At 61.4% G+C, this 14,273-nt stretch carries 16 protein-coding genes; 6 read left to right on the plus strand and 10 right to left on the minus strand.

Going from position 1 to position 14,273, the window contains the following annotated elements:
- Window positions 1–35 precede the first annotated feature (35 nt).
- Genes ACI3KQ_RS10955 through ACI3KQ_RS10965 form a run of 3 tightly spaced genes read right to left on the minus strand, consistent with a single transcriptional unit; the run spans window position 36 to window position 2,113 of the window.
- The gene (locus ACI3KQ_RS10955) at window positions 36–797 is read right to left on the minus strand and encodes an SDR family NAD(P)-dependent oxidoreductase (RefSeq protein WP_404957509.1); all 762 of its coding nucleotides are present in this window, start codon (window positions 795–797) and stop codon (window positions 36–38) included.
- Window positions 794–1,291 (minus strand): nuclear transport factor 2 family protein, encoded by a 498-nt coding sequence (locus ACI3KQ_RS10960; RefSeq protein ID WP_404957511.1) that lies wholly within the window; start codon window positions 1,289–1,291, stop codon window positions 794–796. Before ACI3KQ_RS10960 ends, ACI3KQ_RS10955 begins: the two co-directional genes overlap by 4 nt.
- Before the next feature lie 39 nt (window positions 1,292–1,330).
- A complete protein-coding gene (locus ACI3KQ_RS10965) occupies window positions 1,331–2,113 on the minus strand; it encodes an SDR family oxidoreductase (RefSeq protein ID WP_404957513.1) in 783 nt (260 codons plus the stop codon).
- Between the two features lie 289 nt (window positions 2,114–2,402).
- Here ACI3KQ_RS10965 and ACI3KQ_RS10970 point away from each other — a divergent pair, with 289 nt between their 5' ends.
- The 5 genes from ACI3KQ_RS10970 to ACI3KQ_RS10990 all read left to right on the plus strand — a co-directional run bounded on the left by ACI3KQ_RS10970 (window position 2,403) and on the right by ACI3KQ_RS10990 (window position 7,422).
- Window positions 2,403–3,305 carry an SDR family NAD(P)-dependent oxidoreductase gene (locus tag ACI3KQ_RS10970; protein WP_404957514.1) on the plus strand — a complete coding sequence of 301 codons (903 nt, stop codon included), beginning with the start codon at window positions 2,403–2,405 and terminating at the stop codon, window positions 3,303–3,305.
- Window positions 3,306–3,384: 79 nt separating this feature from the next.
- Complete coding sequence (locus tag ACI3KQ_RS10975) at window positions 3,385–4,500, plus strand: alkene reductase (RefSeq protein WP_404957516.1); 1,116 nt, start codon at window positions 3,385–3,387, stop codon at window positions 4,498–4,500.
- 108 nt (window positions 4,501–4,608) lie between these two features.
- Window positions 4,609–4,839 carry a biotin/lipoyl-containing protein gene (locus ACI3KQ_RS10980; RefSeq protein ID WP_404957518.1) on the plus strand — a complete coding sequence of 77 codons (231 nt, stop codon included), beginning with the start codon at window positions 4,609–4,611 and terminating at the stop codon, window positions 4,837–4,839.
- Between the two features lie 53 nt (window positions 4,840–4,892).
- Window positions 4,893–5,825 carry a 3-keto-5-aminohexanoate cleavage protein gene (locus tag ACI3KQ_RS10985; protein ID WP_404957520.1) on the plus strand — a complete coding sequence of 311 codons (933 nt, stop codon included), beginning with the start codon at window positions 4,893–4,895 and terminating at the stop codon, window positions 5,823–5,825.
- The gene (locus tag ACI3KQ_RS10990; protein WP_404957522.1) at window positions 5,812–7,422 is read left to right on the plus strand and encodes a class I adenylate-forming enzyme family protein; all 1,611 of its coding nucleotides are present in this window, start codon (window positions 5,812–5,814) and stop codon (window positions 7,420–7,422) included. The genes ACI3KQ_RS10985 and ACI3KQ_RS10990 overlap by 14 nt, the downstream gene beginning before the upstream one ends.
- Window positions 7,423–7,470: 48 nt before the next feature.
- Here the strand turns inward: ACI3KQ_RS10990 and ACI3KQ_RS10995 are convergent, their stop codons facing one another.
- Window positions 7,471–8,301: a MaoC/PaaZ C-terminal domain-containing protein gene (locus tag ACI3KQ_RS10995; RefSeq protein WP_404957523.1), complete on the minus strand. Its 831-nt coding sequence runs from the start codon at window positions 8,299–8,301 to the stop codon at window positions 7,471–7,473.
- Window positions 8,302–8,516: 215 nt separating this feature from the next.
- Here ACI3KQ_RS10995 and ACI3KQ_RS11000 point away from each other — a divergent pair, with 215 nt between their 5' ends.
- Window positions 8,517–9,545: a zinc-binding dehydrogenase gene (locus tag ACI3KQ_RS11000; RefSeq protein ID WP_404957525.1), complete on the plus strand. Its 1,029-nt coding sequence runs from the start codon at window positions 8,517–8,519 to the stop codon at window positions 9,543–9,545.
- 26 nt (window positions 9,546–9,571) lie between these two features.
- Here ACI3KQ_RS11000 and ACI3KQ_RS11005 read toward each other — a convergent pair whose 3' ends face one another.
- The 6 genes from ACI3KQ_RS11005 to ACI3KQ_RS11030 form a co-directional block, all read right to left on the minus strand.
- The gene (locus tag ACI3KQ_RS11005) at window positions 9,572–9,874 is read right to left on the minus strand and encodes a YciI family protein (protein ID WP_404957527.1); all 303 of its coding nucleotides are present in this window, start codon (window positions 9,872–9,874) and stop codon (window positions 9,572–9,574) included.
- Window positions 9,875–9,899: 25 nt separating this feature from the next.
- A complete protein-coding gene (locus ACI3KQ_RS11010; protein WP_404957529.1) occupies window positions 9,900–10,427 on the minus strand; it encodes a MarR family winged helix-turn-helix transcriptional regulator in 528 nt (175 codons plus the stop codon).
- A gap of 133 nt (window positions 10,428–10,560) precedes the next feature.
- Window positions 10,561–11,730 (minus strand): acyl-CoA dehydrogenase family protein, encoded by a 1,170-nt coding sequence (locus tag ACI3KQ_RS11015; RefSeq protein WP_404957530.1) that lies wholly within the window; start codon window positions 11,728–11,730, stop codon window positions 10,561–10,563.
- Window positions 11,723–12,616 (minus strand): HpcH/HpaI aldolase/citrate lyase family protein, encoded by an 894-nt coding sequence (locus ACI3KQ_RS11020; RefSeq protein ID WP_404957532.1) that lies wholly within the window; start codon window positions 12,614–12,616, stop codon window positions 11,723–11,725. Before ACI3KQ_RS11020 ends, ACI3KQ_RS11015 begins: the two co-directional genes overlap by 8 nt.
- Window positions 12,613–13,068, minus strand: coding sequence for a MaoC family dehydratase (locus ACI3KQ_RS11025; protein ID WP_404957684.1), 456 nt, complete (start codon window positions 13,066–13,068; stop codon window positions 12,613–12,615). The genes ACI3KQ_RS11020 and ACI3KQ_RS11025 overlap by 4 nt, the downstream gene beginning before the upstream one ends.
- On the minus strand, window positions 13,068–14,264 hold the full coding sequence (locus tag ACI3KQ_RS11030; RefSeq protein ID WP_404957534.1) for an acetyl-CoA acetyltransferase: 1,197 nt from the start codon (window positions 14,262–14,264) through the stop codon (window positions 13,068–13,070). The genes ACI3KQ_RS11025 and ACI3KQ_RS11030 overlap by 1 nt, the downstream gene beginning before the upstream one ends.
- Between the last annotated feature and the right edge of the window lie 9 nt (window positions 14,265–14,273).

A 14,273-nucleotide genomic window follows, 5' to 3' on the forward strand; every position in this document is an offset into this window, starting at 1 on the left:
CGTCGTTTCCTTCCACGGCCTTACGCCCTTGCACATCAGTTCCAGTTCGCCTGCCCGCCATCGACCGGGATCGTCGCTCCGGTGATGTAGGCGGCATCGTCGCTTGCCAGAAACAGGACGACGCGGCCGATATCACGCTGCGGATCGCCGATCCTGCGCATGGGGATGGTGGACAGATAAGCGTCCGGCCCCTCCGGCTTTGCGTCCAGCCAGGCGAGCATTGCGGGCGATCCGGCCAGCGGCGCGATATTGTTCACGCGGATACCGTCCGGTCCCCATTCGGAAGCTGCCACTCGTGTCATCGCGCCAATCGCCTGCTTTGCGGCGGAATAAGCCGCGGTCCCGCTGCTGTCCCAGTTGATGGCGGTCGATGAAACAAGGTTGATTATCGCCCCGCCGCCGCGCCGCTTCATATGGGGATGCACCGCCTTCATCATGCGGAAGGTGGCGAACGGCCCGCTTTCGAAGGTCAACAGCAATTCCTCGTCATCGATCCCCAGCAGCGGCGCAAGCACGGCCTGCTGTGCATTGTTGACCAGAATGTCGATGCCGCCATGGCGATCGGCGACACTCGCCACCAGCGCGTCGATGTCCGGCGCCTTTCTGACATCGGCTGAAACCACATCGGCCTGGCCGCCAGCCGCCACGATCTCGGCGTGCACGGCTTCCAGCTTGGTCTCCGTTCGTCCCGCCAGGATCACGCGCGCGCCGCCGGCCGCCAGAGCGAGCGCGATGCCCCGTCCGACCCCCTGCCCCGCGCCGGTGACGAGTGCGATCTTGTCCGTGACGTCCGTCATCCTTCTTCCTCCTGAAACCAGCGCTGATGCAGGAAGGACAGCGACTGGCCGGCGATGCGCCAAACCCCCTTCTCCCTGCGGTAAACGTCGGCATAATGGCCATAGGCGTGCCGGATGCGGCCATGGGGCGGCGCGATGCCGAAGAAGACGTCCTCCATCGGCCAGATCGCAGTGGCGCTGTCCCCCGTCACCTCGATTTCCGGGGTGAAGCCGTGGTGAATGCTGATGACGGAATTAAGCGCGCCGGTGATGAAGGCGACCATTTCCGCGCGCCCGCGCACGACCGCATGCTGATGCCCAGGGAACAACTCCCCCAGTTGCACGGGGACGACGACGGCGCCGTCCGCATCGCGCTGGACGATTCCTTCCAGGTCGAAATAAGCGTCCTCGGTCAATATGTCGTGCAGTTCGTCGAAGCACTTCGTGTCGATGATCCTGAAGTAACGGCCCTTCAGATTACGGATGGCGTCTGTGGCGGATTGGCCTTGGTTCATAGCGCTTTTCTCTCTTTACCTTCCGCGTCGTCCACCATTTCAGTATTGCGCCGACTGTCCACCATCGATCGGAATGACCGCCCCGTTCACGAACGCCGCACCAGTGGACAGAAGGAATGCGACGACCGACGCGACCTCATCCGGCGTTCCCATTCGCCGCATGGGATTATGCGCAACGAAGGCGCTCGCGGCCGCTTGCCAGTCCTGTGGGTCCACTTGCCGCAGCGACGCTTCGACCAGAGGCGTCAATATGGCACCTGGGGCAATAGCGTTGATGCCGATGCCCAACGCCCCATATTCCAGCGCCGCGTTGCGGGTCAGCCCTACGATCGCATGCTTGCTGGCAGTGTAGCCTGCCTGCCGCCCCGCGCCACGGATGCCCAGCGCCGATGCCGTATTGACGATGCGGCCATGTCCCTGGGCCGCCATCACCTTGAGGACATGTTTCATACCGAACAAAACGCCCCTGGCATTGACCGCCATGATGCGATCGAAGAAGTCGCCGTCCACGTCCTCGGTCGTGGCCTGCCGGTCTTCGATTCCGGCATTGTTGAAAAATCCGTCGACCCCACCGAAGCGCGCCACGGTCTGGTCTACATAGGCGCGGACCTGGTCTTCGGAAGAAACGTCGGCCTCCTCCAATAGCATCTCTGCCTTTGGACACAGGGCCAACACAGCCGCCTTCGTTTCCAGCAGCCCCGCGCTGTTGACATCCACCAGGGCCAGCCGCGCACCGTCGATCGCGCAACGGATCGCCGCAGAGCGCCCGAGGCCCGACGCAGCGCCGGTGATGAGGACGATCTTCTGATCCAACATTGACATGTTTCCGCCCTCTCCTTTTCGCGGCCCGATCCCACCATCTGCACTTATGGGCGGAAGTTATGTGACATATGTCATATTTCCTGCTTCACGAGTCGCAAAAGTCAGGTGACAGATGTTGCATATACGATCTAAAGCATATAGTACGCATACGGATTAGATACGTAAAGAGGTCAGGTTGGATGAGGACCGGCGTAGCAGCAGCCAGGCGGGTGACCGAAACATCCTTCCCGACCGAAAGGACCGAGACGATCGGTCAGGTGAATATTCCTGTGGACGTGAGGAAGAGGGCATGAGTTTTCTGGAAGGCAGAGTCGCCATTGTGACAGGCGGGGGCCGCGGCGTGGGCCGCACCTATGCGCTGAAACTCGCCGAACATGGCGCCAAGGTAGTGGTCAACGACCTGGGTGGCGATGCGGCGGGTGGCGGCGGGGACGATCTGACCCCTGCACAGGAAGTCGTGAACGAAATCAAGGGGATGGGCGGCGAAGCCGTCGTAAACGGCGGCGACGTGTCCAACTGGGACAATGCGCGCGAAATGGTCGCCCAGGCTGTCGAAACTTTTGGTCGACTCGACATCCTCATCAACAATGCGGGCATCCTGCGCGATCGCATGCTGGTCAACATGACCGAAGAAGAATGGGACATCGTCGTCAAGGTGCACCTGAAGGGCACCTTTGCGCCGACCCATCATGCCGCCAACTACTGGCGCGCGGAAAGCAAGGCCGGGCGTCAGCCGGACGCCCGCGTCATCAACACCACGTCGCATTCGGCTCTATTCGCGAATATCGGCCAGGCCAATTATGCCGCGGCCAAGGGTGGAATCGCCAGCTTCAGCCAAGTGGCCGCGCGCGAATTGCAGCGCATCGGCGTCACCGTGAACGCCATCGCGCCGCGCGCCGAAACGCGAATGACGGCAGGACTGCGCGAATGGACACCTGAACAGCTGGAACGCCGCGATCCGGAATGGATCGCCGGTTTCATCGCCTGGCTTGCCAGCGCGGAAGCGAGCCAGGTCAGCGGCCGCGTGTTCGAAGTGTGGGGCTATGGCATCACCGTTGCCGAAAGCTGGCAACATGGCCCCAGTTGCGAAGCGTCGAAGGACCCGACCATATTAGGCGAACGCGTGCGCAAGATACTAAAGTTCGCGCGCGGTAATGCCGGGATCAACCCCGGTGAGTGGCTGGACCCCTGATCGACTGGAACGGAAAAATGGGCGGCGGGCTGGCAAAAGTCCGCCCAGCCTTCACCAAATGGCAAATCTGGAATGCGGCATGTCTCTGGAAGCTCTGTTTCAACCCCTGACCATCGGATCGCTGAAGATCCCCAATCGCGTGGTCATGGCCCCGCTCACCCGCGCCCGCGCCGATGACCGGCACGTGCCCACGCCGCTTCAGGGTGAATATTATGCTCAGCGCGCGGACGCTGGCCTGATCATATCCGAAGCGACCGCCGTCGATCCGCTGGGAATGGGCTGGTATCGGGCACCCGGCATCTGGTCGGATGAGATGACCACCGCATGGAAGGGCATCACGAACCGGGTTCATGAAGCGGGTGGGCGGATCTACTGCCAGCTTTGGCACATGGGCCGACTGGTCCTGCCTGACTATATTGGCGGGCAACAGCCCATTGGCCCGTCGCCCATAGCAGGCGAAGGCGAAACCATGGCTCCCCCGCCAGAGGGTTATCAGGGCGGCTTCCTGCCGATGAAGCCCTATGTCGTCCCGCGCGAAATGGTCCAGGCGGACATCGACCGGGTCGTCGCCGCCTATGGCCGGGGCGCGAGCAACGCGCAGGCCGCAGGATTTGACGGCGTCGAAATCCACGGCGCGAACGGCTACATCATCGACCAATTCCTGCAGTCGAAGACCAACCGGCGGCAGGATGGTTATGGCGGCAGTATCGACAATCGCGTGCGGTTGCTACGCGAGGTCATCGAAGCCGTCATCGCCAAGGTCGATCCCGGCAGAGTGGGCCTCCGGGTCAGCCCGACCAGCGAGCGCAAGGGCATGGGCGATGCTGATCCCGGCGCGCTCACCCAGGCCATTGGGCGGATCGCACAACATTATGGCCTGGCCTACATCCACCTGATCGAACCCATCGCATCAGGTTTCATGGAAAAGCCCGATTATCCCGTGATGGATCGCCTGCGTGCCGTATTTTCGGGCACGATCATTCAGAATGGCAGCTTCGACGGGCCTTCGGCAGGCGATGCCATCGCCGGGCGCAGGGCCGACGCCATTTCCTTTGGCCGCCCCTATATCGCCAACCCCGACCTGGTCGCGCGGTTAAGGCATGGACTGCCGCTGGCGGACGCGAACTTCGACTATGCCTATGTCGGGGAAGAAAGGGGATATACCGACTATCCCGCCCTTTCACGCGCCACCTGAATGGGCAGCGGTCATTCATGCGGAAGGATGTGGACATATTTAGTTCGCTAGCATATCTTATCGGAAATCGTTAGCGTCACGATCACGCCGCGAAAGGAGAAATTATTCATGCCGACCGAAATCCTGCTGCCCAAGCTCGGCTTTTCAATGAATGAAGGAGTGCTGTCCGAATGGCTGGTGGCCGATGGCGGCGCAGTCACGGCGGGCGAACCCCTGTTTGCGCTGGAAAGCGACAAGTCCACCCAGGAAGTCGAAGCACCAGCATCCGGCACGCTCAAAATCCTGAAACAGATCGGCGAAACCTATCCGGTCGGCACGATTCTGGGCGAAATCCTGTAATTTCTTCGCAAAAACAACCATAATCTGGAGAGGCGGCGCACAGCCGATAGCCTATGAAACGCACCGACAAGGTCATTATCACTTGTGCTGTCACCGGGTCGATCCACACCCCCAGCATGACGCCCCATCTCCCTATCACCGCAGACCAGATCGCGGCAGAGGCAATTGCCGCGGCAGAGGCCGGGGCCGCAATGGTGCATCTGCACGCCCGCAATCCTGAAACAGGACAGCCGTCGCAAGATCCGGAGCTTTTCCGCCAGTTCCTGCCCCGGATCAAACAGTCGACTGACGCCATCGTCAACATCACGACCGGCGGCGGCCTGGGCATGAGCCTTGCAGACCGGCTGGCGCCTGCAAAGATGTTCAGGCCTGAAGTCTGTTCGATGAACATGGGGTCGGTGAACTTCAATATTTCCGGCGCGGGTGCAAAGATTTCCGAATGGCAGTTCGATTGGGAACTGCCTTATCTGGAAATGACGAAAGACTTCATCCTGTCCAACACCTTCGCCCAGATCGAACAGGCGATGACGCAATTGTCGGACCAGGGCACGCGATTCGAATTTGAATGCTATGACGTGGCCCACCTCTACAATCTGGCCCACTTCGTCGATCGCAAGATGGTCGAGCCACCCTTCTTCATTCAGGGTGTGTTCGGCATATTAGGTGGCATCGGGCCTGATCCTGAAAATGTGATGCACATGAAATCGACCGCCGACCGTCTGTTCGGCGAAGACTTCATCTTCTCGGCACTGGCGGCGGGCAAGCACCAGATGCGGCTCGTTACCCTGTCAGCATTGCTGGGCGGATCGGTGCGCGTGGGATTGGAGGACAGCCTTTATGCCGGCAGAGGAAAGCTCGCCACTTCCAATGCCGAACAGGTCGCAAAGATCCGGCGCGTGCTGGAAGAACTCAGCCTGACGGTGGCTACCCCCGACGAGGCCCGCGCGCTGATGCAGACAAAGGGCGGAGACGATGTCGCATTCTGACGGTAGCGCCGACGGCGGAACGCCGGTTCCTGGCATGGCATTCGTGGAAGGCCCGCCGCTCGATGATAGCGGCCTCATCCTGCCGTCGGAATATCCCAACACCGCGGCGGCGCGCACTCCCGGTAAGCCAGCTATCGTCTTTGGGGACCGCAGCTGGACCTATGCCGATCTGGATCGCGGCTGCAATGCGGTCGTCACCCTGCTCGCCGAACATGGCGTCGGGCGTGGCGGCCGTCTCGCCTATCTGGGCAAGAATAACGACCTGTTCTTCCTGATACTGATCGGTGCCATTCGTGCCGGAGCGGTTCTCGTCCCGATCAACTGGCGCAACACCGCGCCGGAAACGGCCTATGTGCTGGAAGACAGCGGCGTGAACCTGATCGTTGCGGATCGCGAATTCCTCCCGCTGCTCGGGGAGGCCGATCAACACGGCCTTCCCCTGTTGGTGGTGGATGATGACGGCCCGCAGGGCCTGCGTAGCCGGATCGCAGCGGCGGAACCAGCCCCACGCGCTCCGCTGGACCCGCGCGCGCCGTGCCTGCAACTATATACCAGTGGCACAACCGGACGCCCCAAAGGCGTCGTAACATCCCAATATGCATTCGGCATTCACCGCCATGTCGAAAATATGTCGGGCTATTTCGCCGATTGGGGCGATGACGAGGTCCTGCTGTCTCCGCTGCCTACCTTTCATATCGGCGGCATGTCGTGGGTCTGCACCGCGCTAGCGCGCGGCGCGACGGTCCATATTATCGCGGACACTGCGCCTGCGACCATATTGGACACCTGCCTGGCCTTTGGCGTCACCCGCACCTTCATCGTGCCGACGCTGGTGCGGGGCCTGATCGCAGAGATGGACGCGCGCGCTGTCCGCGCGCCAACCCTGCGCGGGATTCACTATGGAGCGGCGTCAATGGACCCGGCCTTGCTGGAGCGATCCATTGCCCGCATCGGCTGCCGTTTCCTGCAATATTACGGGATGACGGAAATCACCGGCACCATGTCCATCCTGGGCCCGGATGAACATGACATTGATCGCGTGCACCTGCTTCGATCGGTCGGTCATCCGCTACCGGGGTTCAGCATCGCGATCCGCGATGCGCAGGGCCAGTTGCTGCCGGTGGGTCAGCCAGGTGAAATCTGGGTCAAGGCGCCCAGCGTCATGATCGAATATTGGAACAATCGCCAAGCGACCTCCGAAGCACTGATCGACGGCTGGTATCGTTCAGGCGACGGTGGGCGGCTGGACGAGGACGGCTATCTGTTCCTCACCGACCGGATCAAGGACATGATCGTGTCGGGCGGGGAAAATGTCTATCCAGCCGAGGTCGAGGCTGTCCTGCGCGATCATCCGGCGGTCATGGACTGCGCCGTGTTCGGCATGCCTCATCCCAAATGGGGCGAAGGCGTTACCGCTGCGCTGGAACTACGCCCAGGGCATCAGGTCGATCCGCAGGACATCATTGCTTTCGCGCGCCGGTCGCTGGCCGCCTACAAGATCCCACGGCGGATTGAGGTTGGCGTCACACTGCCGCGCACCGCGTCGGGCAAGGTGCAACGTGCGCTGGTGCGCCAGCATTTCATGGATCAGGAATAGGTCGTCGGGCGCGCGCGGCATGGCACCGCGCGCCCCATCCCCCCTCCGTTACGCTTCGCTCACTTGCGCCGAGCAGCGGTCGAGCACCACCACATCGCGTTCAACCGCCACAGCGCGGAAACGCAGCAAGCCACCGCCCTGCTCGTAAAACTCGAAACGGATCGTCTCACCTGGCATCACCGGCTTGCTGAAACGGACGAACATCCCTTTGAAGCGCGCCACATCATTGTCGCAATAATGGGCCAGCACCGCGCGGTTCGCGAGCCCCTTGGTACACAGGCCGTGCAGGATCGGCCTGTCGAACCCAGCCTTTCGCGCTATGGCAGGGTCGGCATGCAACGGGTTCCAGTCTCCGCTCAGGCGATAGATCAACGCCTGTCCCGGACGCGTCGCGATCTCTACCACCGCGTCGGGCTTCCCTTCAGGCACCGGTTCAGCAGCAGGGATAGGATCGCCAAAGCCGCCCTCCCCTCCATTGCCCCGCATGAACAGCGTCGATCGCACCGTGGCCAGATGATCCCCCGTTGCCGTATCGTAGAGCGCCTTTTCCTGGTGCAGTAGCGCACCGCGCCCTTCCCCCTTGTCTTCGACGCCCGCAACCCGATATTCGCCCCGGATCGCACCTGTCGGCGGCAATGGCTTGTGCATGGTCAGATCCTGCTCTGCGTGCAGTATCTTGACCCAGTCGATGCCGAATTCAGGCCGCTGCGCCCAGAAACCAGGGTGGCACAGGATGTTCGCGAAGCAGGGCAGGCACCGCAACTCCTTTTCATAAACGAACGGCAACTGTGCTTCATCAAGCGGGTCGAGGCCGTAGCCCAGTCCAAGCGCATGAAGCATCGTGTCACGTTTATCATAGGCTTGGACGATGGGTTCCATCGCCAGGTTCCTGATCCTATCAATATCCAACTGTCATCCTCCGCTAGCTTTCCGTCATCCAGCCGCTGGCGAAGACGGTCGATATTTGGTGTGCACTATTACCATACGCATTAGGTCTGGTTTGACAACCGCCCCACATCGATTCTCCCAAGCGTTGACCCCATGTATCTAGATTGCTAGCGTACCACATGCATATATACGAGTAGGACCAAGGCATGCAGGGACTTATCCCTCCGTTCAAAACGGACCCCGTGAACCGGCAGGTCATCCTTTCCCGCAGACCCGCGGGTAGCCCCGTTACCGCCGATTTCGCTCGCAGGGATGCGCAGGTCCCGTCACCTGGGGAGGGCATGTTCCTGGTCCGCAACCTTTACCTCGCCGCCGATCCGGTGCAACGGGGCTGGGTCGCCAATCCCGCAATGACGCCGCTGGATGAACCGATGCGCGCGCTCGCGGTGGGGATCGTACTGGACAGCCGGGACACCGGCGTCAGGCCCGGCGACATCGTCTACGGCTTTCTGGGGTGGCAGGATTATAAGGTCGCGACCCGCGCCGACCTGCTGTCGCATATCGAAAATCCGGTTGCTCCGCTTTCGGCCTATGCCGGGGTGCTTGGCATGCCCGGCGTCACTGCATGGCTGGCCCTGGGGGATATCGCCCCACCCTATGATGGCGCAGGCGTGCTTGTTTCAACGGCGGCGGGGACGGTGGGCAGCGTCGTGGGCCAGATCGCCCATCGTGCCGGAGCATTTGTGGTCGGCCTAACCGGTAACGACGACAAGGTGAAACTGTGTCTGGCCGATTATGGTTATGACGCCGCCTATAATTACAAGTCGGTTGACCTGGCGTCGGTACTCGCAGAGGTTCGGCCGCAGGGGTTCGACATCTATTTCGACAATACCGGCGGGCCAATTCTGGACACCGCGATCCGCACCATGGCCCGTCACGGCAGAATCGTCCACTGCGGGACAGCGGCCACGCCCAGCTGGAATCCGCCACCGACCGGCCTCCGCAATGAGCGCGAGATATTGATGCGCGCGCTGACCTGTGGCGGCTTCGTCATCTTCGACCATGTTGCCCGTTTCCCTGAGGCCATAGAGCGGCTGACCGACATGGTCCTGGCGGGACAACTGAAGTTCCACGACCATGTGGAACCGGGCATCGACCGGATCAGCCGATCGCTGGAGGCGCTGTTCGCAGACAGCAACGCGCCCAAGACGCTGGTATATATTGGCGAAGACTGATCATTCTTTCAGTCCAGGATGGACCTTCAGTCGCCTCGCCACTCTCCGATCGCGGGCCGTACCGGCTGCACAATGAAGTCACCCGTGAACACGCCTTCAATGGTGAAGGGGTCCGCCGCCAGCAACGCCCTGACGGCCAACTCATCCCGCGCCTCCAGCAGGAACGAGCTGCCCTTGGGGCTTGCTTCGGGGCTGTCGCCGTCCAGCATCGCGCCTGCGATCTTCACCGCAGCACCCTGCGCCAGCCAATAATCGAGATGGCGCTGACGATGTTCCAGGCGAAGGGCCCGCGCACCGGCCCTATCGGCCGCCAGAACGATGAAAAACATGCCCTTCTGCTCCCCGCCAAATAGCTCAGTCCTCACTGTCCAACAGGCCCAGGCCGCCTTGTTCGCGCAAGACCTCCTTCAGATTCTGCTTCACTCGCAACAGCACATCTTCACAGACTTCCCGGTCGGCATCCGACACGCCCTCCAAAATGCGGCGGTTCGTGGTGGCGGCCAGTTCGATCATCAGGCCGATGACGTCGAATCCCTGTTCGGTGATGAATACGCGCTTGGCCCTGCGGTCGTTGGCGTCCGCCCTGCGTTCCACATGACCTGATGCTTCCAACCGGTCGATCAGCCCGCCGACCGTCACCTTGCCCACTTCCATCAGCCGGGCAAGATCGACCTGCATCATCCCGTCATTGCCCGCGCGCGACAAGGTGCTGAGCACCGACCATTGCGACCGCGTGATCCCGTAAGGCCGCATCAGCAGATCCATGACGGTGCGCCGAATCCGCGACACGTCGTGGACGAGATAACCGAACGTGAACTGTTGCGCAGAGGGTCTCTTGGTCGTTTTCTTTTTGGGGGCTGCGGCCTTCAGCGTTTTCGTCATTCTCACCATCCGGTTTGAGGCGTGCGGCGCGTCGTCTTCAACCGCGGTCGCTACATGGATATAATCATTTGTAGCATATGATGGGAAACCTCATAATCAGCAAGCATATGATGATGTTCTGACATTCCTGCCCTCATTTGCCGAAAAGATCGCGGCCAATGATCTGCTTCATCACCTCCGCCGCGCCGCCAGCGATACGCACGATGCGGGCGTCGATATAGGCGCGTGCGATCGGATATTCGGTCATATAGCCGTAGCCGCCGAAAAACTGCAGGCACTGGTCCACGACCTTCACATGCAGGTTGGTGACGACCAGCTTCACCTTCGCCGCCTCGACCCCGGTCAAGTTACCGGCCAGGAAGCGTTTGATGCACCAGTCGGTAAAGGTGCGCGCGGACAAGATTTCGGCCGACAATTCCGCGAGCACGAACTGCGTATTCTGGAAATCCGCCAGCGTCTGACCGAACATCTTGCGTTCGGCGGTGTAGGCGACGGTCCATTCCAGCGCGGCTTCCGCCACACAGATGCTGCGCACCGCCTGCGTCAGCCTTTCCTGCGCCAGCTTTCCCATCATGATCCCGAAGCCGCCGCCCTCGCGACCCAGAAGCCGCCAGGATTCCGCGCGCGCGTCCTCCAGAAAAATTTCCGACGTATCCTGCGCCTTCAGGCCAATCTTTTCCAGATTGCGGCCGCGCTTGAAGCCCGCTTGATGCGTGTCGATCGCGATCAGGCTGACGCCCTTGGCGCCCGCCGCCGGATCGGTCTTGCACGCGCAGACCATGATGTCGGCTAGCTGCCCGTTGGAAATATAGACCTTCTGCCCATTCAGCACATAATCATCGCCCTCGCGCACCGCGCGCGTGCGGACCTCCTTGACGTCTGAACCAGCACCCGGCTCGGTCAATCCAAGCGCGCCGATGCACTCACCCGCCACCATGCGGGGCAGGACTTCGCGCTTCAGTTCCTCGGTCCCCGCCGCCAATATATAGGGCGCGACCATTTCGGAATGGACCGTGAAACCGGGGCCGGTGATCCCCTTTTTCGCCAGTTCCTCAATGACGACGACATTGTAGAGCCAGTCCGCGCCGAACCCGCCATATTCCTCGGGAATATTGGGGCAAAGGATGCCCACCTCGCCCGCCCGCTTCCATATCTCGCGGGGGACGACTTCGTCCTTTTCCCACTGATGGTGGTGCGGGACCAGTTCCTCATCGACGAAGCGGGCGACAGTTGCCCGGAATTGTTCATGTTCAGCGGAAAATATACCGCGTCCGCTGTCGTCCCGCATCGTACCGTCAACCACGGCGCGCCTCATGCATTGCCAATGTTCTTTCCGCCTGCTTCAAATGCGGGATATCCAACATCTTGCCGTCCAGTCCCAATGTGCCCGAATCCGGGTTGGCCGCGAACAGTTCGACCACCCGCCGGGCGAAATCCACCTCGTCCGGCGACGGAGAAAAACATTCATTCATGATATCAACCTGCGCGGGATGGATCGCCACGCGACCGGAAAATCCCTCCGCGCGCGCCGACTTGCACGACGCGCGCAAACCTTCAGGATCGCGAAAATCGACATAGAGCGTGTCCACCGCCTCACCCCCCGCCGCATGCGCGCCCAACAGGCAAAGGGACCGCACCATCTTGTAAGTGTGCGTCCATTCGCCGCTCGCGTCGGTATTGCCGCTCGCGCCGATTGCGGAACTAAGGTCCTCCGCCCCCCATGTCAGGCCATAGAGCCGCTCCAGCCGCGCCGCCGCATAATCGCCAAGCCGGAAAGGGGAAACCGCCGTTTCCGTCGCGACCGGCAAGATGCGGATCGATCCCGGTTCGATCCCCGAAGCGGTCTCCAGCGCGCTCAGATAATGGCTGACCTGCACCACATCCTCTGGCCCGTTCACCTTGGGCAGCATGATGCCGTCGGGCGCGGCGGGCACGATCGCGGCAAGGTCCTCCAGCGTCCAGGGCGTATCGAGCGGGTTGACGCGGACCCAAAGCTGCGACTTTCGTCCAGCGCGTGGACGTTCCTTGATGAACGCAGGCACCATTTCCCGCGCTACCGGCTTGCGTGCCGCAGCGACCGCGTCCTCCAAGTCCAAAATGAACGCATCGGCAGCGACGCCGTCCACCTTACCCAGCTTCTTCTCGCTGTCGCCGGGGATGAACAGGAAGGATCGGATCGGTAGCGTCATGACGCAGGCCTTTTGAGCTGGAGGCCGGATCGCTTGCACGATGCCACCAGTTCATCCTTCTGGTTGTAGCATTTGTGCAGGAATGTGACGATCCCGGCTTCGGGCCGCGACTTTGACTCGCGCAGGTCGATGACCTCGCTCGTGACGTGAATGGTGTCGCCATGGAACAGCGGGTTGGGAAAGCGCACCTCGTCCCAGCCCAGATTGGCGACGGCGGTGCCCAGCGTCGTATCGCCGACGGAAATGCCCACCATCAGGCCCAGTGTGAAGGCCGAATTGACCAGCCGCTGGCCGAAGGGCGTGCCCTTCATATATTCCTCATCCAGGTGCAGCAGCGCCGGATTATGGGTCATGCACGAAAACAGGACATTGTCCGTTTCGGTGATCGTGCGGCGGATGGGGTGCTCGAACAGCATGCCCACTTCAAGTTCGTCAAACCATACTCCAGGCATCATGCAAGTCCCAGGATAGAGATGGCGGCGATGCCCTGATAGGGAACACCGCCCAGATTATGCGTCAGTCCGATGGACGGGCTGGAAAGCTGGCGCTCCCCGGCCCGACCCAGCAACTGGCTGTAGACTTCGTAAGCCATGCGCAGACCCGAAGCGCCGATCGGGTGGCCGAAGCATTTGAGGCCGCCGTCGATCTGGCACGGTATCGCGCCGTCGCGGTCGTAGCGGCCGTCCAATATGTCGAACACGGCGCGACCGTCGTCGGAAAAGCCCAGATCCTCCATCGTCACCAGTTCGGTGATCGAAAAACAGTCATGTACCTCGCTCAGGCTGACCTGCGACTTTGGATCGGTAATTCCCGCCTCCTTGTAAGCGCGAGCCGCAGCGTTACGGGTATTGGCGACATAGCTGCCGTCCCAGTCGTTGGTCTGCGTTTCCCGGCCTGAACTGGTCGAAAGCTGGAGCGCCTTGATCGTCACCAGATCCGTCTTGCCCATCGCGCGCGCTATTTCCGGCGTCGTCACGATCGCGCAGGCCGAACCGTCCGACACGCCCGAACAGTCGAACAGTCCCAGCGGATCGGAGATCATTGGCGCGTTCATGATGGTTTCCATCGACACTGCCTTACGGAAATGTGCCTTGGGACTGTGCACGCCATTCTGGTGGCTTTTCCACGACACATGGCTGATGGCGCGCTTCAGGTCTTCCTTGGTCGTGCCATATTTGGCCCGGTAGTAAGGCGCGAGCTGGGCAAAGCCCGCAGGCGCCGACCCCATCGGCATCCACAGGTCGTTGAACGTGCCTTTGAATGGCGGGGGAAGGCCGCCAAAACCCGTATCCTTCAATTTTTCCGATCCGATCGCCAGCGCGATATCGACGGCGCCCGAAGCCACCGCATATGCGGCACCGCGCAGCGCCTCTGTGCCCGTCGCGCACATATTCTCGACGCGCGTCACCGGAATGCCTTCCAAGCGCAACGCCATCGCGGCGGGGATCGCGCTGTTGCCGACATTGACGCCGTCACCCCAGCAGCCAAACCATGCCGCCTCGATCTGGCTCCGCTCGATCCCCGCGTCTTCCAGCGCTTCGTCAAAAGCCTCTTTCATCAGCTCCGGCGAACCCGCATCCCATCGCTCGCCAAATTTGGAACAGCCCATTCCCAGAATGGCTACCTTGTCCTTGATGCCTGTCGCCATGTCTCGAAA

Origin of the sequence: Sphingobium sp. ZW T5_29 (assembly GCF_044987515.1) — a bacterium.
In the GTDB taxonomy this organism is placed as follows: Bacteria; Pseudomonadota; Alphaproteobacteria; order Sphingomonadales; family Sphingomonadaceae; genus Sphingobium.

What these genes read in the sequence shown, in the direction of transcription:
- ACI3KQ_RS10955 (WP_404957509.1), bottom strand. Translation starts at nt 797, where the DNA reads ATGACGGACGTCACGGACAAGATCGCACTCGTCACCGGCGCGGGGCAG.
- ACI3KQ_RS10960 (WP_404957511.1), bottom strand. Translation starts at nt 1,291, where the DNA reads ATGAACCAAGGCCAATCCGCCACAGACGCCATCCGTAATCTGAAGGGC.
- ACI3KQ_RS10965 (WP_404957513.1), bottom strand. Translation starts at nt 2,113, where the DNA reads ATGTCAATGTTGGATCAGAAGATCGTCCTCATCACCGGCGCTGCGTCG.
- ACI3KQ_RS10970 (WP_404957514.1), top strand. Translation starts at nt 2,403, where the DNA reads ATGAGTTTTCTGGAAGGCAGAGTCGCCATTGTGACAGGCGGGGGCCGC.
- ACI3KQ_RS10975 (WP_404957516.1), top strand. Translation starts at nt 3,385, where the DNA reads ATGTCTCTGGAAGCTCTGTTTCAACCCCTGACCATCGGATCGCTGAAG.
- ACI3KQ_RS10980 (WP_404957518.1), top strand. Translation starts at nt 4,609, where the DNA reads ATGCCGACCGAAATCCTGCTGCCCAAGCTCGGCTTTTCAATGAATGAA.
- ACI3KQ_RS10985 (WP_404957520.1), top strand. Translation starts at nt 4,893, where the DNA reads ATGAAACGCACCGACAAGGTCATTATCACTTGTGCTGTCACCGGGTCG.
- ACI3KQ_RS10990 (WP_404957522.1), top strand. Translation starts at nt 5,812, where the DNA reads ATGTCGCATTCTGACGGTAGCGCCGACGGCGGAACGCCGGTTCCTGGC.
- ACI3KQ_RS10995 (WP_404957523.1), bottom strand. Translation starts at nt 8,301, where the DNA reads ATGGAACCCATCGTCCAAGCCTATGATAAACGTGACACGATGCTTCAT.
- ACI3KQ_RS11000 (WP_404957525.1), top strand. Translation starts at nt 8,517, where the DNA reads ATGCAGGGACTTATCCCTCCGTTCAAAACGGACCCCGTGAACCGGCAG.
- ACI3KQ_RS11005 (WP_404957527.1), bottom strand. Translation starts at nt 9,874, where the DNA reads ATGTTTTTCATCGTTCTGGCGGCCGATAGGGCCGGTGCGCGGGCCCTT.
- ACI3KQ_RS11010 (WP_404957529.1), bottom strand. Translation starts at nt 10,427, where the DNA reads ATGACGAAAACGCTGAAGGCCGCAGCCCCCAAAAAGAAAACGACCAAG.
- ACI3KQ_RS11020 (WP_404957532.1), bottom strand. Translation starts at nt 12,616, where the DNA reads ATGACGCTACCGATCCGATCCTTCCTGTTCATCCCCGGCGACAGCGAG.
- ACI3KQ_RS11025 (WP_404957684.1), bottom strand. Translation starts at nt 13,068, where the DNA reads ATGCCTGGAGTATGGTTTGACGAACTTGAAGTGGGCATGCTGTTCGAG.
- ACI3KQ_RS11030 (WP_404957534.1), bottom strand. Translation starts at nt 14,264, where the DNA reads ATGGCGACAGGCATCAAGGACAAGGTAGCCATTCTGGGAATGGGCTGT.